We start from the raw sequence: 26,844 nt of genomic DNA on the forward strand, positions 1-26,844 counted from the left end.
GTCCCGCTAGCCCACGAGGCGCAGTGACGTCCCCGCCACGCCCACCCGCACCGACTGCCCCCACGTCAGCTGCAGCGCGTCCGCCTCGATGCCGTCCCCGAAGGCGATCAGCCGCTCGGACTCGACGGTGAGGTGAAGGCCTGCGGAGGCGGAGAGCTCGCCGGCCACCAGCGACGTCCCGGTGGCCGGCGACGGCCAGGCCTCCCGTACGAACCACAGCAGCCGGTCGTCGGTGGGGCGGGGCAGGGACAGGGAGGCCAGGGCGGCACCCCGCTCCTGCCACACGGACCGGATCCACCCCGTCGCCCCGGTCCCCGTCCCCACCAGCACTCCGGACGAAGCCTGGGCCTCGACGACACCCCCGTCGTCCTCAAGGCCCAGGCGGTATCTGGCCGTCTGGTGTCCGGCGGCGCCCAGGTAGATCTCGTTGAGCGCGACGATCCGCTGGGTGTCGTCGGCGACCGCCTCGACCATGGTGAGTTCGTCCACCGCGCTCGTGAGGGCCGCCGGGAGCAGTGCCGCCGCGTCGCCGGGACGGTGGCGCACCAGGACGCCGGGGTTGCGGCCGGGGTCGGTGTCGATGCCCACCACCGGCTGCCCGGCCAGGTACTTGGCGGCGTTCGCCACCAGCCCGTCCTGCCCCACCACGACCACCACGTCCTCGGGAGCGAACAGGAACCGGTCCAAGTCCGCGCGCTCTACCCGGCTCTGACGCCAGGTCAGCGGAATCGCGGAGGCGACGTCGGCCAGCGCACGCCGGGTGCGCCGGTCCCGTTCCGCGACCTCCTCGATGTCCCGTCCCCTGGACGAGAGGAAGAAGGCGACCTGCCCGTGCGTACCGTGGTGGGCCACCAACTCCTGGTACTCGGTGGTGCGATGGACGAGAACGGCGCGCGGCGCGAGGCTCATCCCTGTCCCTGTCCGGGCCCTTGACCGCCCAGCCTGGCCAGCAATCCCGTCAGTACGTCCGGCGAGATGGTCACGCTGTCGATGTTCGGCAGGTTCTCCGCCAGCCGGGTGCCGGTGAGGGCGTGCAGGGTCGCCACGTCGACGTCACCGTGCACCCGCAGCCATGCCGCCTGGGCCTGCGCCCGCGCCTCGCCGACCTCGCGTGCACCCTCGGCCTCCGCCCGGGCCAGCCGCACGGACCGTGCAGCCTCGGCGTCGGCGAGCCGTACCGTCCGTGCCGCCTCCGCCCCCGCCCGTACCGCGTCCGCCGCCGCGTGCTCCTCTGCCTCGCGGCGGCTGTTCGTGCCGCGCTGCTCGACCAACTGCTCCTCGCGGCGGGCCAGTTCGATCTGGCTGGCCAGCTCGTTCTCCGCGATCGCCCGCTCCCGCTCGACGGCCACCGCCCGCCGCTCGTACGTCGCCCGGTCCGCCTCCTGCTGGATCTGCTCGCGGGCCGGCGTGCGCAGGGCCCGCTCCACCTCTGGTTCGGGGCGCAGCGCCACCACGCGCACGGCGACCACCTCGATCCCCGTCGACGGCAGTCGCGGCTCCGCGCCGAGCCCGGCCGCGATCCGCTCCCGCACCGCCGCCACGCCGTCGACCAGCGCCGACGCCAGGGACGTACGGGCCAGGACGTCCAGCGCGTGCTGCTGGGCCGTCTCCGTCAGCAGCGTCCCCAGCTGCTCCAGCGGCGCGCCCCGCCACACCCCCGTTTCCGGGTCGACGGAGAAGTCCAGCCGGGCGGCGGCCAGGGCCGGGTCGCTGATCCGGTACGTCACGGTGGCCTGCACCGTCACGTCCTGGAAGTCGGACGTACGGCCATGGAAGGTCATCGCCAACTCCCGGTCGTCGACCGGCACTTCGGACAGCGCCGCGGTCAGCGCGCGGAACCAGAAGCTGAGCCCCGGGCCGTCGTGCAGCAGCTTCCCGGAGCGATGGTGGCGGATGTGCGCCGTGGGCGCCCCGCGCAGGTGGCGCCAGCCCAGGCGCCGGGTGATGTCGGCCATCGGACCCCCTCTTTCTCGTCGCAACGACGATAAGCGAGGTGCCCGTTTATCGTCAAGGGGACGAGAATGGGGGGCGGAGAAGAACCAGAACAAGAAAGCGGAGAAAGCGTCGACCTGCGGGTCAAGACGGCCCCGGATGGTCAGGATGGAGACATGGGATTCCACGTCGACTCCGAGACCGGGCGGCTGCGCCGCGTCATCCTGCACCGGCCGGATCTGGAGCTCAAAAGGCTCACCCCCAGCAACAAGGACGCCCTCCTCTTCGACGACGTGCTGTGGGTGCGCCGGGCGCGCGCCGAGCACGACGGATTCGCCGACGTCCTGCGTGACCGCGGGGTCGCCGTCCACCTCTTCGGCGACCTGCTCACCGAGGCCCTGGAGGTCCCGGCGGCCAGAACGCTCGTCCTGGACCGGGTCTTCGACGAGAAGGAGTACGGCGTCCTCGCCACCGACCACCTCAGAGCCGCCTTCGAGACCCTCGCCGCGCCGGAGCTTGCCGAGGCCCTGGTCGGCGGCATGACCAAGCGCGAGTTCCTTCAGGCACACGCGGAGCCGACCTCCGTGCGCTTCCACGTCATGGACCTCGACGACTTCCTCCTCGGCCCCCTCCCCAACCACCTCTTCACCCGGGACACCTCCGCCTGGATCTACGACGGTGTCTCCATCAACGCCATGCGCTGGCCCGCCCGGCAGCGCGAGACGGTCCACTTCGAGGCGATCTACCGCCACCATCCGCTCTTCCGTGACGAGACGTTCCGCGTCTGGTCCGAGGGGCAGGCCGACTACCCCTCCACCATCGAGGGCGGCGACGTCCTCGTCATCGGCAACGGCGCCGTCCTGATCGGCATGAGCGAGCGCACCACGCCCCAGGCCGTCGAGCTGCTCGCGCACAAGCTGTTCGACGCCGGTTCGGCCCGGACGATCGTGGCCCTCGACATGCCCAAGCGGCGCGCCTTCATGCACCTCGACACCGTGATGACGATGGTCGACGGCGACACCTTCACGCAGTACGCGGGCCTGGGCATGCTCCGCTCGTACACCATCGAACCGGGCGTCGGCGACAAGGAGCTCAAGGTCACCGACCATCCGCCGGAGCACATGCACCGCGCGATCGCCGCCGCCCTCGGGCTGAGCGAGATCCGGGTCCTGACCGCGACCCAGGACGTGCACGCAGCCGAGCGCGAGCAGTGGGACGACGGCTGCAACGTCCTGGCCGTCGAGCCGGGCGTCGTCGTCGCCTACGAGCGCAACGCCACCACCAACACCCACCTGCGCAAGCAGGGCATCGAGGTCATCGAGATCCCGGGCAGCGAGCTGGGCAGGGGCCGGGGCGGGCCGCGCTGTATGAGCTGCCCGGTCGAACGGGAGGCCGTATAGCGAACGGGAGGCCGTACGGAAGGGCTGTATAGAAATGCAAAACTTCGTATAGAGTTCCAGGTGATACGTTCCCGCATTCTGGAGTGCCCCCATGGCGACAGTCCCGACCGCCCTCGCCGGCCGTCACTTCCTCAAGGAGCTCGACTTCTCCGACCAGGAGTTTCTCGGGCTGATCGAGCTGGCCGCCGAGCTGAAGGCGGCAAAGAAGGCCGGGGCGGAGACGCGGTACCTGAGCGGGAAGAACATCGCGCTGGTCTTCGAGAAGACCTCGACGCGCACGCGCTGCGCGTTCGAGGTCGCCGCCGCCGACCAGGGCGCCTCGACGACGTACCTGGACCCGTCGGGCTCGCAGATCGGACACAAGGAGTCCGTGAAGGACACGGCGCGCGTGCTGGGCCGGATGTACGACGGGATCGAGTACCGCGGACACGGCCAGGGCGTCGTGGAGGAGCTGGCCGCGTACGCCGGGGTCCCCGTCTACAACGGGCTCACCGACGAATGGCACCCCACCCAGATGCTGGCCGACGTGCTCACCATGACCGAGCACACCGACAAGCCACTGACCGCGACGGCCTTCGCCTACCTCGGCGACGCCCGCTACAACACGGGCAACTCCTACCTGGTCACCGGCGCCCTGCTCGGCATGGACGTCCGTATCGTCGCCCCCCGGGTGCTGTGGCCGGACGAGACGATCGTCGAGTTGGCCCGGCAGCTCGCCGTGACGTCGGGCGCCCGGATCACCCTCACCGAGGACGTGAAGGAGGGTGTGCGCGGCGCCGACTTCATCGCCACCGACGTATGGGTGTCGATGGGTGAGCCCAAGGAGGTCTGGGACGAGCGCATAGCGCTCCTCGGCCCCTACGCCGTGACCATGGACGTGCTGCGCGCCACCGGCAATCCCGATGTGAAGTTCCTGCACTGCCTGCCGGCCTTCCACGACCTCGGTACCCTCGTCGGCCGCGAGATCCACCAGCGCCACGGGCTCACCTCGCTGGAGGTCACCGACGAGGTGTTCGAGTCCGAGCACTCCGTGGTCTTCGACGAGGCGGAGAACCGGATGCACACCATCAAGGCCATCCTGGTCGCAACGCTGGCCTGACCCTCCGGGCGGCGGTCAGGCGGACCGCCGCTGCTGGGGCACCACCGGCAGCCGGAACCAGACGGCCTTGCCCGACGTGGTCGGCCGATGCCCGCAGGACGAGCTGAGCGCGCGGATCAGCAGCAGTCCGCGCCCGTGCTCCTGCCAGGGATCGGGCACCTGCTCGCCCGGCCAGGTGAGGTTGTGGGGCGGCGCCGGGTCCGGGTCGTGCACCTCGACCTGGCAGCCGCTGGGCAGCAGCTCCAGCACGAGCTCTATGGGGGAGTCCCCGACGGTGTGCTCCACCGCGTTCGCGACCAGCTCCGCCGTGAGCAGTTCCGCGGTGTCGCAGTCGGCCCCGTGGTCCAGCTCGGCCAGCGCGGTGCGCACCAGTGCGCGGGCCACGGGCACGGCCGCGGCGGAATGCGGCAGCGCGATGCGCCAGGAGGCGGAGGCGGCGGGGCGTTCGTACAAGGCGGGTCCGTTCATGAGCAGGCTGTCCTGCTTTCAACCTTATGAAATGGTACGGCGCCGTGGACAAAGGCGTTCAACGGGCACCGTGCGGGACCTTCGGCCCCGTTGACGAGCGACTTACCCGTAACAACGGCCCGCCTCGCGCGGCCGCTCCCACCGTTGCCGCTCTGTCGACGAGCCGTGACGGATGTGACCGGGCCGGGTCGGATCCGGTCAGCCGTATCGTGGACTCGTGACGACAGTCAAAGATGAGTGATAGCTTCGAAGGGCAGAGCTCTCAGTACGGCAGTGCCCGCCTCGCGAGGAGGGTGCCCGCCCCCGAGGAGGCCGCACGTCATGAGTCCCTTCACCGGCTCCGCAGCCCGCACCGCCCATTGGGAGCACCTGCGCGTCGAGCTCACCGACGGTGTCGCCCGGGTGACCCTGGCCCGCCCTGACAAGCTCAACGCGCTCACCTTCGGCGCCTACGCCGACCTGCGCGACCTGCTCGCCGAGCTGTCCCGTGAGCGAGCGGTACGGGCCCTGGTGCTGGCCGGCGAGGGCCGCGGCTTCTGCTCCGGCGGCGACGTCGACGAGATCATCGGCGCGACCCTGTCCATGGACACCGCCCAGCTCCTCGACTTCAACCGCATGACCGGCCAGACCGTGCGGGCGATCCGCGAGTGCCCGTTCCCGGTGATCGCCGCGGTGCACGGGGTGGCGGCGGGCGCAGGCGCGGTCCTGGCCCTGGCCGCGGACTTCCGCGTGGCCGACCCCACGGCCCGCTTCGCGTTCCTCTTCACCCGCGTGGGCCTCTCCGGCGGCGACATGGGCGCCGCATACCTGCTGCCGAGGGTCGTCGGCCTGGGCCACGCGACCCGCCTGCTGATGCTGGGCGACCCGGTCCGCGCACCCGAGGCCGAGCGCATCGGCCTGATCAGCGAGCTGACGGACGAGGGCCGGGCGGACGCGGCCGCGATCGCCCTGGCCCGCCGCCTGGCCGACGGCCCGGCACTGGCGTACGCCCAGACGAAGGCGCTCCTGACGGCCGAGCTGGACATGCCCCTCGCCGCCTCCGTCGAACTCGACGCCTCCACGCAGGCCCTCCTCATGAACGGCGAGGACTACGCGGAGTTCCACGCGGCTTTCAAGGAAAAGCGCCCCCCCAAATGGAGGGGGCGGTGATGATGCCCACCCCAGGGGCGCGAGACTGTGTCGAATCTGCGGCCACCGCCGCGCGGGCGCGATCAGCCACAACGAACCCGCAGCCGCCAAAGACGACCCATCACCCCCTACGAGTGGCGATCATCGGCGGCGGCCCCGGAGGCCTGTACGCCGCCGCCCTCCTCAAACGCCTCGCCCCCGACCGGCAGGTCACCCTCTGGGAACGCAACGCCCCGGACGACACCTTCGGCTTCGGAGTCGTCCTCTCCGACGAGACCCTCGGCGGTATCGAACACGCCGACCCCGTGGTGTACGAGGCCGTGCAGAAGGACTTCGTACGGTGGGACGACATCGACGTCGTGCACCGAGGAGTACGGCACACCTCCGGCGGCCACGGATTCGCGGCGCTCGGCAGACGACGGCTCCTGGAGATCCTGCACGACCGCTGCCGCACCCTCGGCGTCGACCTGCGTTTCGGCTCCGAAGCGCCGTACCCCGACTGGCTGGCCGAGACATACGACCTGGTCATCGCTGCCGACGGAGTCAACAGCCCCACCCGCGAGGCCCACGCCCACGTCTTCCGCCCCAAGGTGACCACCCACCACTGTCGCTACATCTGGCTCGCCGCCGACTTCGCCTTCGACGCCTTCCGCTTCGAGATCGCCGAGACCGAACACGGCGTGATGCAACTCCACGGCTACCCCTATTCCGCAACGGGGTCCTCCGGGCCGCGGAATCCGTCCGACGCCTCCACCGTGATCGTCGAGATGCGTGAAGAGGTGTGGCAGGCGGCCGGATTCGCTGCCCTCGACGAGACCGAGTCCGTCGAGCGATGCGCCAAGATCTTCGCGGACGCGCTCGGCGGCCGGCCCCTGCGCTCCAACAAGTCGGCCTGGACGACCTTCCGCACGGTGACCAACGAGCACTGGTCGCACGGCAACATCGTGCTGCTCGGCGACGCCGCCCACACCGCCCACTTCTCCATCGGCTCCGGCACCAAGCTCGCCGTGGAGGACGCCCTTGCGCTGACCGCCTGCCTGGAGGAACAGCCGTCCCTGGACAAGGCGTTGGCCGCCTACGAGGAGGAGCGCAGGCCCGTCGTCGCCTCCACCCAGCGGGCCGCCCGCGCCAGCCTGGAGTGGTTCGAGAACCTGCGTCTCCATCTCGACCAGCCGCCCCGCCAGTTCGCCTTCAACCTGCTCACCCGCAGCCGTCGCGTCACCCACGACAACCTCCGCCTGCGCGACTCCCGCTTCACCGGCGCCGTGGAGCACGAGTTCGGCTGCCCGCCCGGTACGCCCCCGATGTTCACCCCCTTCCGGCTGCGCGGTCTGACCCTGCGCAACCGGGTCGTGGTCTCACCCATGGACATGTACTCGGCCACCGACGGCGTCCCCGGCGACTTCCACCTCGTCCACCTGGGCGCGCGGGCGCTCGGCGGCGCCGGGCTGGTGATGACCGAGATGGTGTGCGTCAGCGAGGAGGGCCGGATCACCCCCGGCTGCACCGGCCTCTACACCGGCCGGCAGGGCGAGTCCTGGAAACGGATCGTCGACTTCGTGCACACCCGGTCCCCGGGCACCGCGATCGGCGTGCAGCTCGGTCACTCCGGCCGCAAGGGCTCGACCAGGCTGATGTGGGAGGGCATGGACGAGCCGCTGCCGGAGGGCAACTGGCCGCTGACGGCCGCCTCCCCGCTCCCGTACAAGCCGGACAGCCAGACCCCGCGCGAGCTGACCCGGGCTCAACTCACCGACATCCGAGAGCAGTTCACGTCGGCCGCCTGGCGTGCCGCCCGGGCCGGCTTCGACCTCCTCGAACTCCACTGCGCCCACGGCTATCTGCTCTCCGGCTTCCTCTCCCCGCTGACCAACCGCCGCACCGACGCCTACGGCGGCTCGCTCGGCAAACGCCTCCGCTTCCCGCTGGAGGTCTTCGACGCCGTCCGCGGGGTCTGGCCCGCGGAGAAGCCGATGACCGTCCGTATCTCCGCGACCGACTGGACCGAGGGCGGCACGACGGCCGAGGACGCCGTCGAGATCGCCCGCGCCTTCGCCGCCCATGGCGTCGACGCGATCGACGTGTCGACGGGACAGGTCGTGGCCGACGAGCGGCCGGAGTTCGGGCGGTCGTACCAGACGCCGTACGCGGACTGCATCCGCCACAGCGTCGGTGTCCCGGTGATCGCGGTCGGCGCGATCTCCTCCTGGGACGACGTCAACTCCCTGATCCTGGCCGGGCGGGCGGACCTGTGCGCCCTCGCCCGCCCCCACCTCTACGACCCCAACTGGACCCTGCACGCGGCGGCCGAGCAGGGTTACGACGGTCCGGGCGTCTCCTGGCCGGACCCCTACCGTGCGGGCAGCCGCCGCCCGCAGACCGGTCGGACGGACGCGCCCAAGCCCCGGCTCACGCTCGGGATCCGCTCTCGGGTCGAGTGAGTGACGCGTGCGGTTCGCGGACGTCAGACGCCCGCGAACTCGGCCCCCGCGTCCCTGAGCCGCGCGTGCAGACCCTGGAAGACGGCGGCCGAGCGGACGCCGGGCCAGTCCTCGGGGAGGAGACAGGCGGGCAGTCCGGGGTCGGCGTAGGGCAGGTGGCGCCAGGAGTCGAGGGCGAGGAGGTAGTCGCGGTAGGCCCCCTCGGGCGAGGTGCCGGTCCGGTGCTCCCACTCGTGCAGCACCGGCGCGTGCCGGTCCAGGAACGCCTCGTGCTCCTTGGCGATCGAGGCCAGGTCCCACCAGCGGGCAACCGCCTGAGCGGTCGGCGCGAACCCCAGGTGCTCGCCGCGGAACAGATCGACGTACGGGTCCAGGCGCAGCCGCTGCAGGGTGTGCCGGGTCTCCTCGTACAGGCCGGCGGGGGCGATCCACACCCCGGGTGCCGCCGTGCCGAAGCCGAGCCCGGCCAGGCGGGAGCGCAGCACGTGCCGCTTCTGCCGCTCCGACTCCGGCACGGAGAACACGGCGAGCACCCATCCCTCGTCCTCGGGCGGTCTCGTGGCGTAGATGCGCCGGTCGCCGTCGTCGAGCAACTGGCGGGCGTCCGGCGAGAGTTGGTATCCGGCCGCGCCCTGCGCCGTACGGGCCGGCGCCAGCAGCCCGCGCCGTTTGAGACGGGACACCGACGAGCGCACGGAGGGCGCGTCCACGCCGACCGCGGCCAGCAGCCGGATCAGTTCGGCGACGGGCACGGGGCCCGGCGCGAAGCGGCCGTACGCGCCGTAGAGCGTGACGATGAGAGACCGTGGTGCATGCTGGTCGGACACGTTGATCATCTTAGGTCGTCTGCATCAGTGCTGGTCACCTTCGGTGTCGCGTTCGACGGCACCTCGGGCCTCCGGTCCGGCGTCACGTTCGGTGCGCAGTCTGAAGCGCTGCAGCTTGCCCGTCGCCGTGCGCGGCAGTGCGTCCAGGAAGACGATCTCGCGGGGGCATTTGTAGGGCGCCAGCTCGGACTTGACGAAGGTGCGGAGCGAGTCGGCGTCCCGCTCGGCGCCCTCCCTCAGGACGGCGTACGCCACGACCACCTGCCCGCGCGCCTCGTCGGGGCGCCCCACGACGGCTGCCTCCACTACGTCCGGGTGACGCAGCAGAGCGTCCTCGACCTCCGGCCCGGCGATGTTGTACCCGGCCGAGATGATCATGTCGTCGGCGCGTGCGACATAGCGGAAGTAGCCGTCGCCGTCGTGGACATACGTGTCACCGGTGACGTTCCAGCCGCCCTGCACATAGACGCGCTGGCGGGGGTCGGTGAGGTAACGGCAGCCGACGGGCCCGCGTACGGCCAGCAGCCCCGGCTGTCCGTCGGGCACGGGCTCCCCGTTCTCGTCCTGCACGCGCGCGTGCCAGCCCGGTACGGGCACGCCCGTCGTCCCGGGCCTGATCCGCTCGTCGGCCGCGGCGATGAAGATGTGCAGCAGCTCGGTGGCGCCGATGCCGTTGATGATGCGCAGTCCGGTCCGCTCGTACCAGGCCTGCCAGGTGGCGGCGGGCAGGTTCTCGCCGGCCGAGACGCAGCGGCGCAGGGACGAGGTGTCGTGCGCGTCGAGCTCGTCGAGCATCGCGCGGTAGGCCGTCGGCGCGGTGAACAGCACGGAGACCCGGTGCTCGGCGATCGCCGGCAACAGCTGTGCGGGATGGGCCTGTTCGAGCAGGAGCGCACTGGCGCCGGCCCGCATGGGGAAGATCACCAGCCCGCCGAGCCCGAAGGTGAAGCCGAGCGGAGGGCTGCCCGTGAAGACATCGTCCTCATGTGGTTGCAGCACATGTCTGGAGAAGGTGTCGGCTATCGCGAGCACATCCCGGTGGAAGTGCATGCACCCTTTGGGGCGGCCGGTCGTCCCCGAGGTGAACGCGATCAGCGCGACGTCGTCGGCCGCGGTGGCGACGGTGGGATAAAGGGTGTCGGGCGCCGCGCGGCGCAGCAGGTCGTCGGGGGCGTCGCCGCCGTACGTCGTGATCCGCAGTCCCGGTATCTCGGCCTTCGCCAGGTCGTCGACGGCCCGTATGTCGCACAGGGCGTGCCGTACCCCGGCGATCTCGCACATCGTGGCCAGCTCGTGGGGGCGCTGCTGGGCCAGCACGGTGACCGCGACCGCGCCCGCCTTCAGCACGGCCAGCCAGCAGGCCGCGAGCCAGGGCGTGGTCGGGCCGCGCAGCAGGACGCGGTTGCCGGGAACCACCCCGAGGTCGCGGGTGAGGATGTGCGCGACGCGGTCGACGCGGGCGCGAAGGTCGGCGTACGTCCAGGAGGGGCCGGCGGGGGTGTGGAACACCGGCCGGCCGGGGTCGGCGTGGTCCAGGAGTTCGGCGGCGCAGTTCAGCCGATCGGGGTAACGCAGCTCCGGCAGATCGAAGCGCAGTTCGGGCCACTCCTCGGGCGGCGGGAGGTGGTCGCGCGCGAAGGTGTCGACATGGGCCGAGACGTTCATGGCGGTGCGCCCCCTTGCCGTTCTGGCCGTCGTGGTGGGCTCGCGCCTTGAGCGTATCGTGTTGGTGACGACAGTCAACGGTACGCGATACCGTCGGGGGAGGCGCGGAGGAGAGGGGACCGGCAATGCCCGCATTCTCGCTCGAACCTGAACAGATCGCCCGGTGTGGAGCACTGCGCACCACGGCCGCGGAGCGGCTGCGCCCGCTCGCCGAGAAGGGCGAACCGGGGCACGTCAATCGCGCGCTCGTCGCGGAACTGGGCGCACTCGGGCTTCTGGAGCGACTGTTCGGCTCGGGCGCCCTGGACCTGTGCCTGATGCGGGAATCCCTGGCGTACGCCTGCACGGAGGCGGAGACGGCGCTGGCCCTGCAGGGACTCGGCGCCCATCCCGTGCACGCCTGCGGCACCCCGGCCCAGCGCGACCGCTGGCTGCCGAAGGTCATCGAGGGCTCGGCGGTGGCCGCCTTCGCCCTGACGGAGCCGGGGGCGGGGTCGGATGCCGGCGCGCTGGGACTGCGCGCGCAGCCGGAGTCGTCGCCGTCGGGCGGCAGGGCGGGGCGGGCCGCCGCTGTCCCGCGGGCGGCGACCCGGGAGACGGGGGCGCCCGCTCCCGAGGGGAACGCGGGGCCGGATGGCCGACGGTCGGGTGACGTCCGCACGGCCGTGTCCGGCAGTGCGCCATCCCCCGGTGCCGAAAACCGCGATCCGGTTCCGGCCGATTCCCTCGCCGCCGAACCCGACGGCCGCGCCGCCTGGCGCCTCACCGGCGAGAAGTGCTGGATCTCCAACGCGCCCGAAGCCGACTTCTACACCGTCTTCGCCCGCACCACCCCCGGCGCCGGCGCCCGCGGCGTGACCGCGTTCCTCGTGCCGGCCGATCGCCCCGGGCTCACCGGCGCGCCCCTCGACATGCTCTCGCCGCACCCCATCGGCGCCCTCGACTTCGATGCCGTGCCCGTCACCGCGGACGATGTGCTCGGGGACGTCGACGGCGGGTTCCGGGTCGCCATGGGGACCCTCAACCTGTTCCGCCCCAGCGTCGGCGCCTTCGCGGTCGGCATGGCACAGGCGGCACTCGACGCGACCCTCGCGCACACCTCCCAACGGGACGCGTTCGGCGGCAAGTTGAAGGACCTGCAGACCGTCGCCCACCAGGTCGCCGAGATGGCGCTGCGCACCGAGGCGGCCCGCCTCATGGTGTACGCGGCGGCGACGGCGTACGACGAAGGCGCCCGCGGTGTCCCCCGGCGCGCGGCGATGGCGAAGCTGATCGCCACCGAGACCGCGCAGTATGTCGTCGACAAGGCCGTCCAGTTGCACGGCGCCCGCGCCCTGCGCCGCGGCCATCTGCTCGAACACCTCTACCGCGAGGTGCGCGCCCCGCGCATCTACGAGGGCGCGAGCGAGGTCCAACGAGGCATCATCGCCAAGGAGTTGTACGCCGACCTGGAGGAAGCCGAGTGAGCACCGAGCGCGTCAACCCGCCCGACCTCTCACCGCCGACGGGCTTCTCCCACGCGGTCGTCGCCACCGGCACCCGCCTCGTGTTCCTGGCCGGCCAGACCGCCCTCGACGCCGACGGCAAGGTCACGGGCGACACCCTCCCCGACCAGTTCGAGTGCGCCCTCACCAACCTGCTCACCGCCCTGCGCGCGGCGGGCGGCACCCCCGCCGACCTCGCCCGCGTCACCGTCTACGCCACCGACGTCGCCGCGTACCGCGTCCATGCCCCCGAACTGGGCCGCCTCTGGCGGGAGTTGGCGGGCCGTGACTACCCGGCGATGGCGGTCGTGGAGGTCGTACGCCTGTGGGACGAAAAGGCGATGGTGGAACTCGACGGGTTCGCCGTGCTGCCCTAGGGGCCCCGGCACGGGCTCAGGCGGCGATGGCCAGCCGCTCGGCGGGCACCCGGTGCGGCCCGACGGCCCGGCCGTCGGCCGTCAGTTCGCCCGTGTCGTCGAACACGATCGCGCCGTCGCACAGGAGGCTCCAGCCCTGCTCGGGGTGGGTGGCCACGATGTGCACGGCGTCGGCGTCGAGGGAAGGGCACGAGGACTGGTGGGAACACATGGTGCACCTCCACGTCGGTCGGGACCCTCCGTCGGGCCCCTATGGACAGACCATGCTCCCGTCGCGAACTCATCGGAACGGCCGGACGTGAAGCGTGACAACACGCGGACAACACCCGGACGGTTCCACGACCGTCGATGCGGACTCGCCACCGAGTGGGTGACGGTCACGGCCAGAGGTCCGCCCGGCGGGTACCAGTGGAAGCCCCACCTACAGGAGGTCTCCGATGTCCAAACGTCCCGCCCTGGCCCTCGCCGCCGGTGCCGCGCTGTTCCTGCTCGCCGCTCCCGCCGTCCCGGCGGTCGCGGCCGCGCACACCACGGCCGCCGATCTGCAGGAGTCGGTGACCGTCGACCCGAAGGGCCGCATCGCGGAGGACGGCACCATCACCCTCACCGGCACCTACCGCTGCGTCGGCAGCACGGGCCCGGCCTTCGTCAGCTCCTCCGTGCTCCAGACCACCTCGGAGTCCTCCAACAGCACGAGCGCCACGACGGTGATCCAGGGGATCGGCGGCACCATGGCCGTGTGCGACGGCGCGGAACACCGGTGGGAGAACACCAGCAAGCCCTCGCCGGCCATCGGCCCGGGCACGGTCGGCGTCGAGGCCACGGTCACCGAACTCCGCTTCCACGGCATCCTGCCGCTGCCCCACTTCCACGCCGACGAGCGGCACGACGTCACCCTGACCAAGGACTGACCGCCGCCCCGTCGCGCCGCCGTACCGGACCGGTCGGCGGCGCGCGGCATGTGGCGGCCACGCCGCCCGCGCCACGGATGTCTTCAACTCCGGAAGCCAGGAAAGGATCCCGCGCCAGGCATCTTGTCAAACATTGAACGGACTTCTACAGTCCGGCGATACAGGGAGCGTGGGACCGCTCCCGCACCCCCCATGTCATCCGAGCAATGGAACCGCGATGTCATCTGCACTCCTCAGGCCGGGACGCCTGATAGTCGCCGCGCTGGCGGCGCTGTCACTGCTTCTGCTGGGACAGCCGCAAGCCCACGCGGCGTCCTGGGGGAGCCCCCAGACCGTCAACTCGTGGAACACGATCAACGGACGGTGGACCGCCAACAACGAGCTGGAGACCTACACCCCCGGCTGCGTCTCGTACGAGGGCAGCACCCTCGTCATCAAGACCTACAAGTCGGGCGGCACGTACTACTCCGGCCGCGTGGAGTCCAAGGCCCTCTACGGCTACGGCACTTACAGCTTCACCGCGAACATGCCCAACGGCCAGGGCCTCCTGCCCGCGGTATGGGCGGCCTACCTGAATCCGTGGCTGCCCGAGTTCGACGCCGCCGAAATCGTCGGCCAGAACCCGAACACCGTCTTCCAGACCTCGCACGACGCCAACAACACCCAGAACCAGTTCTCGAAGAACAATTCCGCGGGCTGGACCAACGCATACCACAAGTACTCGTTCACCTGGTGGCCCGATCACATCGACTTCGCGGTGGACGGCACCATCACCGGCACCAAGTGGTACACCACCGCCCCGGGCGTCGGGATGCACTTCATCGTCAACACCGCCGTCGGCGGCGACTGGCCGGGCAACCCCAACGACTCGACATGGGCCACATCGGACGGCGCGAGGTACCTGAAGGTCTCCTCGATCACGTACACCCCGTACTTTCCGTAGGGGGTCCGCTCCAGGAGCTGCCTTGGAGGCACGCGCCCACAAGGCAGCCCAGGCCGTGCAGTTGGAGATCGTCGGAGCGCGTCGTGCGGACGCCAACCTGGCCATGCGCGACAGCGCCGGGCAGGCCCTGGCCCGCATGACCGCCCACCACTGACAGCCGGCGCCGGCGCTCAGCCGAACGCAGCCAGGGAGACCGGCTGCCACTGGCGCCAGGTGCTCAGACGCTCCTCGTAGAGAGTGGCGACATCGGTGAAGGACTTGCCGAGGAAGATCCTCAGTGGGGGGCGTTCCGCATCGACGATCCGAAGAATCGCGTCGCGGGTCGCGCGCGGGTCGCCCACCTCGAAATCCGGTGCAGTGGCCGCGCGGGTTTCGGTGTAGTCCGGGTGCCGCGCACTGTGCCGTGCCCCGCCGGCCAGCCAGTCGGTGGCATAGGGGCCGGGCTCGACGTTGGTGATGTGGATGCCGAAGGCTGCCACTTCCTGCGCCAGGGACTCCGACAACCCCTCAAGAGCCCATTTGGAGGCGTGGTACGCACCGATGCCGGGGAATGCACGTACGCCTCCCTCACTGGTCACCTGCAGGATCCTCCCCGAGCGTTGCGACCGCATGAGAGGCAGCACGGCCTGCGTGACCCACACCGCACCGAAGAAATTGGTCTCCATCTGAGCCCGGAGGTCGTCCTCGTTCACCTCCTCGACCATGCCGAAATGCCCGTAGCCGGCGTTGTTGACCGCGATGTCCAGCGAACCGAAATGCGAGGCGGCGAGCTGCACCGCCTCATGCACCGCGGCGCGGTCGGTGACGTCGAGCCGGACCGGCAGTACCGCGTCCCCGTGCCGCTCGACCAAAGGGGTCAGCAGGTGGACGTCCCGGGCCGTCGCCGCGACGTGATCGCCGCGTTCGAGCGCCGCCTCTGCCCACTCGCGGCCGAACCCCCTCGAACTGCCCGTGATGAACCACGTCTTCGCCATGACTGGTGCTCCCCTTGCGTGAATTGCTGTGCGTGAATTGCTTGCTATTGCTCCTCCAGCGTGCTGCTGTTCCAGGTATTCCACCAGCGAAGGTCTTACATATGAGACATGCGGTTTTGGAATGTGCCAGGATGACGGCATGGCGGACTTCACCCTCACCGGTCTGCGCGTCGTCCAGGCAGTGGTCGACACCGGATCGTTCACCGCCGCGGCCGACGCACTCGGGTACACGCAGTCAGCGGTGTCGCGTCAGGTGGCGGCGATGGAAGCCGCCGCGGGCGCACCGTTGTTCGTCCGGGGCGCCCGCGGGGTGGCTCCCTCTCCCGCGGGCATGATGCTCGCCCGCCGAGCCGCGACGGCCCTCAACGAGATCGACGCCGTCAGCACGGACCTCGCCGGACTGCAGGACCACGTCACCGGACGAGTCGCCATCGCGGCGTTCCCCTCGGCCGCAGCCGTGCTCGTCCCCAGGGCACTGGCTCGCCTGGGAAACGACCACCCGGGTCTGATCGTCGACTTCGGCGAGGCGTCCTCGCCCACGCAGCTTCGCCAACTCCGCGCTCACCGTATCGACGTCGCGGTGATCGGCGTGGGACCGGACCTGCCCGCCTACGATTTCGAGGGACTGCGCCGCGACCTGCTCCTCGACGGCGGCCTTCTGCTCGCCGTCCCTGCCGACCACCGGTTCGCCGGCCGCGGAACCATCCCGGTGACCGAGCTGAGGGACGAACCCTGGATCGTCGGCAAAGGACTCCGTGACGATCCCCAGTTCGGTGCCTGGCCGACCCTCGACCATCCGCGGATCGCCTACGCCGCCCGCGAATGGCCCACTCGCCTCGGCCTTGTCGCCACCGGTCTCGGCATCGCCGTACTCCCCGAAGTAGCCGCGGCCGCGGTCCCCACCGGAGTCCGCGTCGTTCAAGTCGACGACCCCGCCTGGCTCGGACGAGCCGTCGTCGCCGTCACGGTCCGCGACCGCTCTCCCGAGGTGACGGCCACCGTGGGGGCACTGCGCCACGAGGCCGCACAGCTTCGTGCGGCGCCATGACGCTCGCTCCGCTCCACAGGCTCTGCCGACCGGCTACGGCTACGCGAAGATCGCGTCGATGAAGTCCCACGGATGCCGCGCGCCCCTCTCTGACCCGCTAAGTAGCAGGTCAGACGGGGCGCGGCGGCACCCGCGCATCAAATGTCCCGGAAGATCTCGATCTGCGCCCCGACCGAGTTGAGCCGCTCGGCGAGGTCCTCGTAGCCGCGGTTGATGACGTAGACGTTGCGCAGCACGGACGTGCCGTCGGCCGCCATCATCGCCAGCAGGACGACCACGGCGGGCCGCAGCGCGGGCGGGCACATCATCTCGGCGGCGCGCCAGCGGGTCGGGCCCTCGACCAGCACCCGGTGCGGGTCGAGGAGCTGCAGGCGCCCGCCGAGGCGGTTCAGGTCCGTCAGATAGATGGCACGGTTGTCGTAGACCCAGTCGTGGATCAGCGTCTTGCCCTGCGCGACGGCGGCGATGGCCGCGAAGAACGGGACGTTGTCGATGTTCAGGCCGGGGAACGGCATCGGGTGGATCTTGTCGATCGGCGCCTCCAGCTTGGAGGGCCGCACGGTGAGGTCCACCAGCCGTGTACGGCCGTTGTCCGCGAAGTACTCCGGCGTACGGTCGTGGTCGAGCCCCATCTCCTCCAGGACCGCCAGCTCGATCTCCAGGAACTCGATCGGCACGCGACGCACCGTCAGCTCCGACTCCGTCACCACGGCGGCGGCCAGCAGGCTCATCGCCTCGACCGGGTCCTCGGAGGGGGAGTAGTCCACGTCCACGTCGATGTCCGGCACGCCGTGCACGGTGAGCGTCGTGGTGCCGATGCCCTCGACCCGCACGCCGAGCGTCTCCAGGAAGAAACACAGGTCCTGGACCATGTAGTTGGAGGACGCGTTGCGGATGACGCTGACCCCGTCGGACCGGGCGGCGGCCAGCAGCGCGTTCTCGGTGACGGTGTCCCCGCGCTCGGTCAGCACGATCGGCCGGTCGGGCCGCACCGTCCGGTCCACCAGGGCGTGGTACTGCCCCTCGGTGGCGGTGATGTCCAGCCCGAACCGGCGCAGCGCGATCATGTGCGGCTCGATGGTCCGCGTGCCGAGGTCGCAACCGCCGGCGTACGGCAACTTGAAGCGGTCCATGAGGTGCAGCAGCGGGCCGAAGAACATGATGATGGACCGCGTGCGTACGGCGGCGTCGGCGTCGATCGCCGCCATGTTCAGCTCGGCCGGCGGCACGATCTCCAGGTCGACGCCGTTGTTGATCCACCGCGCGCGCACACCGATGGAACTCAGCACCTCCAGAAGCCGGTAGACCTCCTCGATCCGCGCCACCCGGCGCAGCACCGTGCGCCCCTTGTTGAGAAGGGACGCGCACAGCAGCGCCACACACGCGTTCTTGCTCGTCTTGACGTCGATGGCCCCGGACAGCCGACGGCCGCCGACCACCCGCAGATGCATCGGGCCCGCATAGCCCAGTGAGACGATTTCGCTCTCCAGGGCTTCGCCGATTCGAGCGATCATCTCAAGGCTGATGTTTTGGTTGCCCCGCTCGATGCGGTTGACGGCGCTCTGGCTGGTGCCGAGCGCTTCCGCGAGCTGCGCCTGTGTCCAGCCTCGGTGTTGCCGGGCGTCACGGATGAGCTTGCCGATGCGTACGAGGTAGTCGTCTGCCATGAGGTTGAGGCTATCTCAGATATGAGATGGGGCCCGTCAGGTGGGCCGTTCGGGTGACGGCCCGTCAATGCCGCCTTGTGCTACGGGTGCGCCGCCACCCGAAAGGTCCGGGCAAATCCATCGATGTCGTACGACGTCCCGTACTGCTGTGCGTGTGCCGCGGACCGTTCCTGCCGCCGGTGGTGAGGGACCAGGACCGCCGGTTGATGTTCAGGCGCACGCCCGGCAGGATCCGGAAACTCTTGCGAAACGTGAGGGGCATCGTGCCTCCTTCGGGAAAGCGGACTCGCTCCTCGGTTACCCCGACTTGGCGAAGTGATGGGTGAAGTGCGGCCCGCGCGCTGCCGGCCGCCCGCCTCGTTCTCGCGGTGGAGCCCGTGGAGGCCGGCTACCTCTCCGCGCCGAAGCTCCCGTCCGGCCGGATAATCACCGGGTGAGCCAAGTCGTGCCGGACGTCACAACGCGGAGGCAGGGCATGACCATCCCGGCCCCATGTACTAGAGTTATCTCGACATCGAGATATCTGCCGAGGAGCACCGCAGCCGCACGCCACCATCGAGCCTGGCAGTAAGGCTTACCTAAGTTAGCCTTACCTTAGCGGAACGGGCAAGATGCCGTGGCGGCAGGATCGTGGTGAGTACGCGCACATCAATGAAGGAGACTGTCGTGTCGGCGAACAGCTTCGACGCCCGCAGCACGCTGCAGGTGGGCGACGAGTCGTACGAGATCTTCCGGCTGGACAAGGTGGAGGGCTCGGCCCGACTGCCGTACAGCCTCAAGGTCCTGCTGGAGAACCTGCTCCGCACGGAGGACGGCGCGAACATCACCGCCGACCACATCCGCGCCCTCGGCGGCTGGGACTCCCAGGCGCAGCCCAGCCAGGAGATCCAGTTCACGCCCGCCCGTGTGATCATGCAGGACTTCACCGGCGTGCCCTGCGTCGTCGACCTCGCCACCATGCGTGAGGCCGTCAAGGAACTCGGCGGCGACCCGGCGAAGATCAACCCGCTGGCCCCGGCCGAGCTGGTCATCGACCACTCCGTCATCGCCGACAAGTTCGGCACCAACGACGCCTTCGCCCAGAACGTCGAGCTGGAGTACGGCCGCAACAAGGAGCGCTACCAGTTCCTGCGCTGGGGCCAGACCGCCTTCGACGAGTTCAAGGTCGTCCCGCCCGGCACCGGCATCGTCCACCAGGTCAACATCGAGCACCTGGCGCGCACGGTCATGGTCCGTAACGGCCAGGCGTACCCCGACACCCTCGTCGGCACCGACTCGCACACCACCATGGTCAACGGCCTCGGTGTGCTGGGCTGGGGCGTCGGCGGCATCGAGGCCGAGGCCGCGATGCTCGGCCAGCCCGTCTCGATGCTCATCCCGCGCGTCGTCGGCTTCAAGCTCACCGGCGAGCTCAAGCCGGGCACCACCGCCACCGACCTCGTGCTCACCATCACCGAGATGCTGCGCAAGCACGGCGTCGTCGGCAAGTTCGTCGAGTTCTACGGTGAGGGCGTCGCCGCCACCTCCCTCGCGAACCGCGCCACCATCGGCAACATGTCGCCGGAGTTCGGCTCCACCGCCGCGATCTTCCCGATCGACGACGAGACCCTGAAGTACCTGCGCCTGACCGGCCGCAGCGACCAGCAGGTCGCGCTCGTCGAGTCGTACGCCAAGGAGCAGGGCCTCTGGCTGGACCCGAAGGCCGAGCCGGACTTCTCCGAGAAGCTGGAGCTGGACCTCTCCACGGTCGTCCCCTCCATCGCCGGCCCGAAGCGCCCGCAGGACCGCATCGTCCTCGCGAACGCGGCCGAGCAGTTCAAGACGGACGTACGCAACTACGTCGACTCCGTGGACGAGGCCGGCCAGGAGTCCTTCCCGGCCTCCGACGCCCCGGCCGTCGCCCCGAACGGCGCCCCGTCCAACCCGGTCACCGTGACCGCCCCCGACGGCTCCACGTACGAGATCGACCACGGTGCGGTGACGGTCGCGGCCATCACCTCCTGCACCAACACCTCGAACCCGTACGTCATGGTCGCCGCCGCCCTCGTCGCGAAGAAGGCCGTGGAGAAGGGCCTGACCCGCAAGCCGTGGGTCAAGACCACCCTCGCCCCGGGCTCCAAGGTCGTCACCGACTACTTCGACAAGGCGGGGCTCACCCCCTACCTCGACAAGGTCGGCTTCAACCTCGTCGGCTACGGCTGCACCACCTGCATCGGCAACTCCGGCCCGCTGCCGGAGGAGGTCTCCAAGGCCGTCAACGACCACGACCTCGCGGTCACCTCGGTCCTCTCCGGCAACCGGAACTTCGAGGGCCGGATCAACCCCGACGTCAAGATGAACTACCTGGCCTCCCCGCCGCTGGTCGTCGCCTACGCCCTCGCCGGCTCCATGAAGGTGGACATCACGCGGGACGCCCTGGGCATCGACCAGGACGGCAACCCGGTCTTCCTGAAGGACATCTGGCCCTCCGAGGCCGAGGTCAACGACGTCGTGGCGAACGCCATCGGCGAGGACATGTTCAACAAGTCCTACCAGGACGTCTTCGCGGGCGACGCCCAGTGGCAGGCGCTGCCGATCCCGACCGGCAACACCTTCGAGTGGGACCCGCAGTCCACCTACGTCCGCAAGCCCCCGTACTTCGAGGGCATGCAGCACGAGCCGTCCCCGGTCTCCGACATCTCCGGCGCCCGCGTCCTGGCCAAGCTGGGCGACTCGGTGACGACGGACCACATCTCGCCCGCCGGTGCGATCAAGGCGGACACCCCGGCCGGCAAGTACCTCACGGAGCACGGCGTCGAGCGCCGCGACTTCAACAGCTACGGCTCGCGCCGCGGCAACCACGAGGTCATGATCCGTGGCACGTTCGCCAACATCCGCCTGCGCAACCAGATCGCGCCGGGGACGGAAGGCGGCTACACCCGCGACTTCACGCAGCCCGACGCGCCCGTGTCGTTCATCTACGACGCCTCGCGCAACTACATCGAGCAGGGCATCCCGCTGGCCATCCTGGCCGGCAAGGAGTACGGCTCCGGTTCGTCCCGCGACTGGGCGGCCAAGGGCACGGCCCTCCTCGGCGTCAAGGCCGTCATCGCCGAGTCGTACGAGCGCATCCACCGCTCGAACCTCATCGGCATGGGCGTCCTGCCGCTGCAGTTCCCGGAGGGTGCCTCGGCCTCCTCCCTCGGCCTGACCGGCGAGGAGACCTTCTCCTTCACCGGCGTCGAGGAGCTCAACAACGGCACCACGCCGCGCACGGTCAAGGTCACCACCGACACGGGCGTCGAGTTCGACGCGGTCGTCCGCATCGACACCCCCGGTGAGGCCGACTACTACCGCAACGGCGGCATCATGCAGTACGTGCTGCGCTCGCTGATCCGCAAGTAAGCGGCAGCGCACGGCAGTCCAAGGCCGCGTCCCCGGTTCGCCGGGGGCGCGGCCTTCGCCGTGTCCAGGCACGGAACCACAGGTGTGCCCGGCCGGCCGGTTCAGCCGACCCGGCAGGGCAGGCTCGTCGCCGTGTCACCGCCGTCGCCCGAGACGACGTACCCGAAGGTCGTGCTCTGGCCCGGACTGAGCGAACCGTTCCAGTCGGCGTTGTGGACCATCACGTCCTGACCGTCGTACGTCGCGCTGCCGTTCCACAGGCTCGCGGCCTTCTGGCCGCCCGGCAGTGTCCAGTCGACCATCCAGCCGAGCATCGGGACGTCGCCGGTGTTGGTGACGGTCACCTCGGACTGGTAGCCCCCGCTCCAGCTGTTGGTGGTCCTGCGGGTGGCCTCGCACTTGCCGGGTACGGGGTCCGTCGGGTTGCCCGGGTCGTGAATGCCCGTCACCTCGCCGTTGCCGCCGTCGAAGACGACGTCGGAGCAGGAGTAGAAGGTCTCCGCGCTGTCGGAGCGCTGCCAGACCATGTAGATGATGTGTCGCCCGGACTTGTTGGCCGGGAGCCTGCCCGTCCAGGAGTAGTTGGCCTCGACCGTGCCCGGGCTGCCGTGCAGCGGCGGGTGGTCGGCCTCCAGGAACGGGGTGTCCTCCATGTCGTCCCAGGTCAGCGGCTTTGCCGGGTCGAAGCCGTCCTTGGTGATGTAGACGTGGAACCAACCCGGGTGCGCGGCCCACGCGTTGTACGAGAAGTCGACTGTCGCGCCCGAGGTGAGATGGGTGAGCGGCCAGTCGTTGCGCGGGATGTCGAAGCCCGTGAAGTTGGGGTTGGCGCCGCTGCACAGCTTGCCGTCCGGCACGAAGCCGCGGGTGCGGCCGGCGCCGTCGGAGCGCAGCACGGAGAACCAGTTGTAGAACGGCGTGGTACCGCCGGCCTGTTGGGCCGCCTTGCACGCCGGGTTGACCGGCTTGATCTCACCGGTGTCCGTGAGGGCGTCCTCCCAGCACAGGAAGGTGCGGCTGCCGGGCTTCATGGGCGTGCCGTGCGCCTCGGCCCTGCCGCCGGCCGTGACGACGAGTGCGACGGCGGGCAGCGTGGTGAGGAGGGAGACGAGGACGAGGAAGAGGGCCCAGGTGGTCAATCGACGGCTCGGTCGCCGTTCGGGTCGGCTCTGACGCAAAGTTGTCAGGATCATGACAGCTCGCTTCCTTCGGGTACGGGCCGTGCGGATGCGGGTGTGCCCTGTGCGAGATGTGCCGTGTGCGAGGTGCGGATGCGGGCGGGGTGGGGGCTTTGCCTCTGAGGCGGCGGGTTCCGGTCCGTCGCTCATATGGGAGCGCTCCCACCCCGCCCTGTGCGGAAGTTAGCGCGAACCGGGGCATCTGTAAACGGCTGACACGGAAACCTGCCGCCGTGAACGGCCGGCGCGGAAGCCTGTCGCCAGTGAACGGCCGACACGGAGGGGATGGGCGCTCGGGGCGGACCCGGTGGCGGTGTAGGCGGTCCACCGGGTCCGCGAGCCGGGCAGGCCGGGGGAGTACCTGCCCGGGTGGTGCTGGCTTGTGGCGACGCTGCGATGCGACAACGTTGTCTGATGGTCTGCACATGACTCTACCGCCTCAACGGACAACGATGTCAAGCCAGTTGACCTGGGTCACCCGTCCGGGTGGCCGTGTCGCGCGCGCCTCGCGCCCGTACGCACCCTTCCGTGGTACGGCTGGCGCACGCTACTGTCCCTGCGGCTTGTGCGACCTGTGATGCGCGACCCGTCCGAAGGAGGAGGGGCCGCGTCATGCGTTTCCGTCCTACGTCCCTGCTGCTCGCCGCCGTTCTCGCGGCCGGCGGCGCCACCCCCGCCCTGGCGACCACCCCTGCGTCGGCCGCCACCGCCGCCCCACCGGACCTCGTCCGGGACCCGACCTCGTACGTCGACCCGCTCATCGGCACCAGGAACGGCGGCAACGTCTTCCCGGGCGCCGTCACCCCGTTCGGCATGCTCTCCTGGAGCCCCGAGAACACCAGAGGCGACGCCACGCGCACGGCCGCGCCCGGCGGTTACCAGTACGACGCCACCCGCATCCGCGGCTTCAGCCTCACCCACATGTCGGGCACCGGCTGCGCGGGCGGCAGCGGCGACATCCCGTTCTTCCCGTACGCCGGGGAGGTCACCTCCTCGCCCGCGAGTGACACCAAGGACGCCGTCTACGCGTCCGACTTCCGTCACGCCGACGAGACGGCCGAGCCCGGCCACTACGAGGTGGGTCTGGCCTCCGGGGTCACAGCCGACCTCACCGCGACGGCCCGCACGGGCTCCGCCCGCTTCACCTACCCGGCCGACAAGCCCGCCTCGCTTCTCGTTCGCACCGCCAACTCCGAGGTGGGCTCCACCGATTCGTCGGTCCGCATCGACCCGGCGACCCGCACGGTCTCCGGCTCCGTCACCTCCGGCGACTTCTGCGGCTACCTCGACCCCGAGGGCCAACGCCCCTACTACACCCTCTACTTCACCGCCCGCTTCGACCGCGCCTTCAAGTCGGCCGGCACCTGGCAGGACGACAGACTGAACCCGGGGTCGACCTCGGCGAACGGCGGCACGGGGGGCTTCTCCAAGGGCGGGCAGCCCGTCGCAGGCAAGGGCGCAGGCGGCTACGTCGAGTTCGAGCCCGGCGCCGGGCCGGTCAACGTCAAGGTCGGCATCTCGTACGTCAGCCGGGCGGGGGCCGCCGCCAATCTCGCGGCCGAGAACCCGTCGTACCGCTCCTTCGACGCGGTGCGGGAGGCCGCCCGCCGGGCCTGGCGCGAGCGTCTGGGCGCCATCCGGGTCGGCGGCGGCACCGATGCCGAGCGCACCACCTTCTACACCGCGTTGTACCACGCGCTGCTCCACCCGAACGTCATCAGCGACGCCGACCGCAGATACACCGGCGGCGACGGTCAGGTGCACACGGTCGCCCGTGGACACCGGGCCCAGTACGGCACCTTCTCCGGCTGGGACGTCTACCGGGACCAGGTACAGCTGCTGACCCTCCTCAACCCGCGCACGGGCTCGGACATCGCGCAGTCGCTGTACGAGCTGGCCGGACAGAACGGCGGCGTCTGGGACCGCTGGCTGCACGGCGCGAGCGGCACGCACGTCATGAACGGCGACCCCTCACCTACCGCCCTCGCCGGTATCCGCGCCTTCGGCGGCACGGACTTCGACCTGCGCGGCGCTTTGAAGTCGCTCGTCACGGCGGCCACGGTCCCCACCGCCCAGGACCTGTCCTCCGCGGGCAAACCGGTGCTGTCCGTCGGCCAACGGCCGTCCCTGGACAAGTACTTGAAGCTGCACTACATGCCGTCCGTCTCCAACGCCTGGGGTGGGGCCGCCGAGACCCTGGAGATGTCCGGCGCCGACTTCTCCCTCGCCCAACTCGCCGCGGCGGCAGGGGAGAAGGACACGGCGGCCGCCTTCGCCACGCGCTCCCAGTGGTGGCAGAACAACTTCGACATCGCGGCCGATCCGACCGGTGGCTACATCGCGAACCGCAAGGCGGACGGCAGTTGGGTCACCGGCTTCACCCCGGCCACCGGCAACGGCTTCGTCGAGGGCACGGCCGCCCAGTACACCTGGATGGTCCAGCACAACCCGGCCGGCCTGTTCGCGGCGATGGGCGGCAAGGACACGGCGCTCGCCCGCCTCGACACCTTCTTCCACGAGGCCGACGGCGGCTGGGCCTTCACCGGCAGCGGCGGCGACAAGTCCGAGCTGGACAACGAGCCGTCCATCAACGTGCCCTACCTCTACGACTACGCGGGCGCGCCCTACAAGGCGCAGGAGACGGTGCGCGCGGCGATGCGGACGCTGTGGTCCACCGAGCCCGCCGGCATCCCCGGCAACGACGACCTCGGCGCGATGTCCTCCTGGTACGTCTTCTCCGCCCTGGGCATGTACCCCCAGGTGCCGTCCCGTGCCGAACTCGCCCTCGCCTCACCGCTGTTTCCGCGCATCGAGATCGACCGGCCCCACGGCAACGACATCTCCATCCGCGCGAACGGCGCCGCCGCCGACGCCCCGTACATCCACTCCCTGAAGGTCAACGGCCGTACCAGCGAACGGCCTTGGCTGGCGGACTCCCTCGTGCGCGACGGCGGCACGCTCGACTACACGCTCTCCGGTACGCCGGACAGGGAGTGGGGAAGCGACCCGTCCGACGCCCCGCCCTCCTTCCGCGCGGGCGAGCAGCCGTACCAGATCGGCGTCGGCCCGACCACGGCGACCGTCGCGCCGGACGGCAGCACGAAGGTCGGCATCCGAGCCCTGTCGCTGAGCGGAGGCACGGGACCCGAGGTGCGGTTCGAGGTCGAGACGCCCGACGGGGTCAGCGCGACTCCCGCCGAGGGGACGGTCGTCGACGGATCACAGGAGATCACTCTCGGCGCGGCCAAGGACCTGAAGCAGGGGTTCTACGACGTCAGGGTCACGGTGACCTCGGGCGGCACCTCGTACGAGCAGCCCGTGGCCCTGACGGTGGCCGCTCCCGGCACACTCCTCGCCACCTACGACAACACCGGCATCTCCGACGACGAAAGCGACCACGGCGAGGCCGACTTCGACGGCGGCGGCTGGAGCTACTCCCGCCAGGCCCTCGCGGCGGCCGGCCTCGCACCGGGCGGACACGGCACGGTCGACGGGCTGGCCTTCAGCTGGCCGAACTCGCCGAGCGCCCGTCCCGACAACGTGGCGGCAGACGGCCAGACCGTCCAACTCGCCGACCCCGCGGCCAGGTTGTCCTTCATCGGCAGCGCGGTCAACGGCGACCAGCGGACCAAGGCCTCCGTCACCTACTCCGACGGCACCACCGACACGATCGACCTCGCCTTCACCGACTGGACCGTCGGCGGCGGCGCCGGGACCGTCCAGTACGGCAACGAGGTCGTCGCGAGGACCGCGTACCGGAATGTCTCGGGCGCCGACAGGGATCCGGTGGCCACCTACGTCTTCGCCACCAAGCCGTTCGCGGCGCCGGAGGGGAAGACGATCGCGAGCGTGACACTGCCACGGAACACGGACCTGCACGTGTTCACCCTCGCGACCGGCTGACTCCTCCTCCGCCAC

Annotated in this window: 22 protein-coding genes; 12 read left to right on the forward strand and 10 right to left on the reverse strand. The window is 70.5% G+C overall.

Going from position 1 to position 26,844, the window contains the following annotated elements; genetic code table 11:
* Nucleotides 1-6 precede the first annotated feature (6 nt).
* Both OG870_RS34545 and OG870_RS34550 read right to left on the reverse strand, forming a co-directional pair.
* Complete coding sequence (locus tag OG870_RS34545; RefSeq protein WP_327691815.1) at nt 7-909, reverse strand: hypothetical protein; 903 nt, start codon at nt 907-909, stop codon at nt 7-9.
* Complete coding sequence (locus OG870_RS34550; protein WP_327691816.1) at nt 906-1,955, reverse strand: SPFH domain-containing protein; 1,050 nt, start codon at nt 1,953-1,955, stop codon at nt 906-908. The genes OG870_RS34545 and OG870_RS34550 overlap by 4 nt, the downstream gene beginning before the upstream one ends.
* A gap of 153 nt (nt 1,956-2,108) precedes the next feature.
* Between OG870_RS34550 and OG870_RS34555 the strand changes: the two genes are divergently transcribed.
* Together OG870_RS34555 and argF are read left to right on the forward strand one after the other, a co-directional pair.
* A complete protein-coding gene (locus tag OG870_RS34555) occupies nt 2,109-3,332 on the forward strand; it encodes an arginine deiminase (protein WP_266590596.1) in 1,224 nt (407 codons plus the stop codon).
* 91 nt (nt 3,333-3,423) lie between these two features.
* Complete coding sequence (argF, locus tag OG870_RS34560; protein WP_266522809.1) at nt 3,424-4,431, forward strand: ornithine carbamoyltransferase; 1,008 nt, start codon at nt 3,424-3,426, stop codon at nt 4,429-4,431.
* 15 nt (nt 4,432-4,446) lie between these two features.
* Here the strand turns inward: argF and OG870_RS34565 are convergent, their stop codons facing one another.
* On the reverse strand, nt 4,447-4,899 hold the full coding sequence (locus OG870_RS34565; RefSeq protein WP_266590600.1) for an ATP-binding protein: 453 nt from the start codon (nt 4,897-4,899) through the stop codon (nt 4,447-4,449).
* Between the two features lie 321 nt (nt 4,900-5,220).
* Here OG870_RS34565 and OG870_RS34570 point away from each other — a divergent pair, with 321 nt between their 5' ends.
* Both OG870_RS34570 and OG870_RS34575 read left to right on the forward strand, forming a co-directional pair.
* Complete coding sequence (locus tag OG870_RS34570) at nt 5,221-6,048, forward strand: enoyl-CoA hydratase family protein (RefSeq protein ID WP_266590602.1); 828 nt, start codon at nt 5,221-5,223, stop codon at nt 6,046-6,048.
* Nucleotides 6,049-6,050: 2 nt separating this feature from the next.
* A complete protein-coding gene (locus tag OG870_RS34575; RefSeq protein ID WP_327692349.1) occupies nt 6,051-8,468 on the forward strand; it encodes a bifunctional salicylyl-CoA 5-hydroxylase/oxidoreductase in 2,418 nt (805 codons plus the stop codon).
* 23 nt (nt 8,469-8,491) lie between these two features.
* On the opposite strand, the gene OG870_RS34580 is transcribed toward OG870_RS34575, so the two are convergent.
* Together OG870_RS34580 and OG870_RS34585 are read right to left on the reverse strand one after the other, a co-directional pair.
* Nucleotides 8,492-9,304, reverse strand: coding sequence for a PaaX family transcriptional regulator (locus OG870_RS34580; protein WP_327691817.1), 813 nt, complete (start codon nt 9,302-9,304; stop codon nt 8,492-8,494).
* 15 nt (nt 9,305-9,319) lie between these two features.
* Nucleotides 9,320-10,960 (reverse strand): AMP-binding protein, encoded by a 1,641-nt coding sequence (locus OG870_RS34585; protein ID WP_327691818.1) that lies wholly within the window; start codon nt 10,958-10,960, stop codon nt 9,320-9,322.
* A gap of 125 nt (nt 10,961-11,085) precedes the next feature.
* Here OG870_RS34585 and OG870_RS34590 point away from each other — a divergent pair, with 125 nt between their 5' ends.
* Entirely contained in the window at nt 11,086-12,426 is a 1,341-nt protein-coding gene (locus OG870_RS34590) for an acyl-CoA dehydrogenase family protein (protein WP_266590608.1), read from the forward strand.
* Nucleotides 12,423-12,821 (forward strand): RidA family protein, encoded by a 399-nt coding sequence (locus tag OG870_RS34595; RefSeq protein WP_266522826.1) that lies wholly within the window; start codon nt 12,423-12,425, stop codon nt 12,819-12,821. The genes OG870_RS34590 and OG870_RS34595 overlap by 4 nt, the downstream gene beginning before the upstream one ends.
* A gap of 16 nt (nt 12,822-12,837) precedes the next feature.
* On the opposite strand, the gene OG870_RS34600 is transcribed toward OG870_RS34595, so the two are convergent.
* Nucleotides 12,838-13,032 (reverse strand): DUF5999 family protein, encoded by a 195-nt coding sequence (locus OG870_RS34600; RefSeq protein WP_266590610.1) that lies wholly within the window; start codon nt 13,030-13,032, stop codon nt 12,838-12,840.
* 226 nt (nt 13,033-13,258) lie between these two features.
* Here OG870_RS34600 and OG870_RS34605 point away from each other — a divergent pair, with 226 nt between their 5' ends.
* The 3 genes from OG870_RS34605 (at nt 13,259) to OG870_RS34615 (ending at nt 14,829) form a co-directional block, all read left to right on the forward strand.
* Nucleotides 13,259-13,732, forward strand: coding sequence for a DUF6299 family protein (locus tag OG870_RS34605; protein WP_266590612.1), 474 nt, complete (start codon nt 13,259-13,261; stop codon nt 13,730-13,732).
* 217 nt (nt 13,733-13,949) lie between these two features.
* Nucleotides 13,950-14,675 carry a glycoside hydrolase family 16 protein gene (locus OG870_RS34610; protein ID WP_266590614.1) on the forward strand — a complete coding sequence of 242 codons (726 nt, stop codon included), beginning with the start codon at nt 13,950-13,952 and terminating at the stop codon, nt 14,673-14,675.
* 22 nt (nt 14,676-14,697) lie between these two features.
* Complete coding sequence (locus OG870_RS34615; RefSeq protein ID WP_266522836.1) at nt 14,698-14,829, forward strand: hypothetical protein; 132 nt, start codon at nt 14,698-14,700, stop codon at nt 14,827-14,829.
* A 16-nt stretch (nt 14,830-14,845) separates the two neighbouring features.
* Here the strand turns inward: OG870_RS34615 and OG870_RS34620 are convergent, their stop codons facing one another.
* A complete protein-coding gene (locus OG870_RS34620; RefSeq protein WP_266590616.1) occupies nt 14,846-15,649 on the reverse strand; it encodes an SDR family NAD(P)-dependent oxidoreductase in 804 nt (267 codons plus the stop codon).
* Between the two features lie 139 nt (nt 15,650-15,788).
* On the opposite strand from OG870_RS34620, the gene OG870_RS34625 reads away from it, so the two are divergent.
* Nucleotides 15,789-16,697 (forward strand): LysR family transcriptional regulator, encoded by a 909-nt coding sequence (locus OG870_RS34625; RefSeq protein ID WP_266590618.1) that lies wholly within the window; start codon nt 15,789-15,791, stop codon nt 16,695-16,697.
* A 137-nt stretch (nt 16,698-16,834) separates the two neighbouring features.
* Here OG870_RS34625 and OG870_RS34630 read toward each other — a convergent pair whose 3' ends face one another.
* Nucleotides 16,835-18,364 carry a helix-turn-helix domain-containing protein gene (locus OG870_RS34630; protein ID WP_266590620.1) on the reverse strand — a complete coding sequence of 510 codons (1,530 nt, stop codon included), beginning with the start codon at nt 18,362-18,364 and terminating at the stop codon, nt 16,835-16,837.
* Nucleotides 18,365-18,428: 64 nt separating this feature from the next.
* Nucleotides 18,429-18,626 (reverse strand): DUF4236 domain-containing protein, encoded by a 198-nt coding sequence (locus OG870_RS34635; protein ID WP_266522841.1) that lies wholly within the window; start codon nt 18,624-18,626, stop codon nt 18,429-18,431.
* A 404-nt stretch (nt 18,627-19,030) separates the two neighbouring features.
* Here OG870_RS34635 and acnA point away from each other — a divergent pair, with 404 nt between their 5' ends.
* A complete protein-coding gene (acnA, locus tag OG870_RS34640) occupies nt 19,031-21,748 on the forward strand; it encodes an aconitate hydratase AcnA (protein WP_327691819.1) in 2,718 nt (905 codons plus the stop codon).
* 101 nt (nt 21,749-21,849) lie between these two features.
* On the opposite strand, the gene OG870_RS34645 is transcribed toward acnA, so the two are convergent.
* Entirely contained in the window at nt 21,850-22,941 is a 1,092-nt protein-coding gene (locus tag OG870_RS34645; RefSeq protein WP_266522897.1) for a lytic polysaccharide monooxygenase auxiliary activity family 9 protein, read from the reverse strand.
* A 597-nt stretch (nt 22,942-23,538) separates the two neighbouring features.
* Here OG870_RS34645 and OG870_RS34650 point away from each other — a divergent pair.
* Complete coding sequence (locus OG870_RS34650) at nt 23,539-26,829, forward strand: GH92 family glycosyl hydrolase (protein WP_327691820.1); 3,291 nt, start codon at nt 23,539-23,541, stop codon at nt 26,827-26,829.
* The last annotated feature ends 15 nt before the right edge of the window (nt 26,830-26,844 follow it).

It is taken from the genome of Streptomyces sp. NBC_00461, assembly GCF_036013935.1.
Taxonomy (GTDB): Bacteria; Actinomycetota; Actinomycetes; order Streptomycetales; family Streptomycetaceae; genus Streptomyces.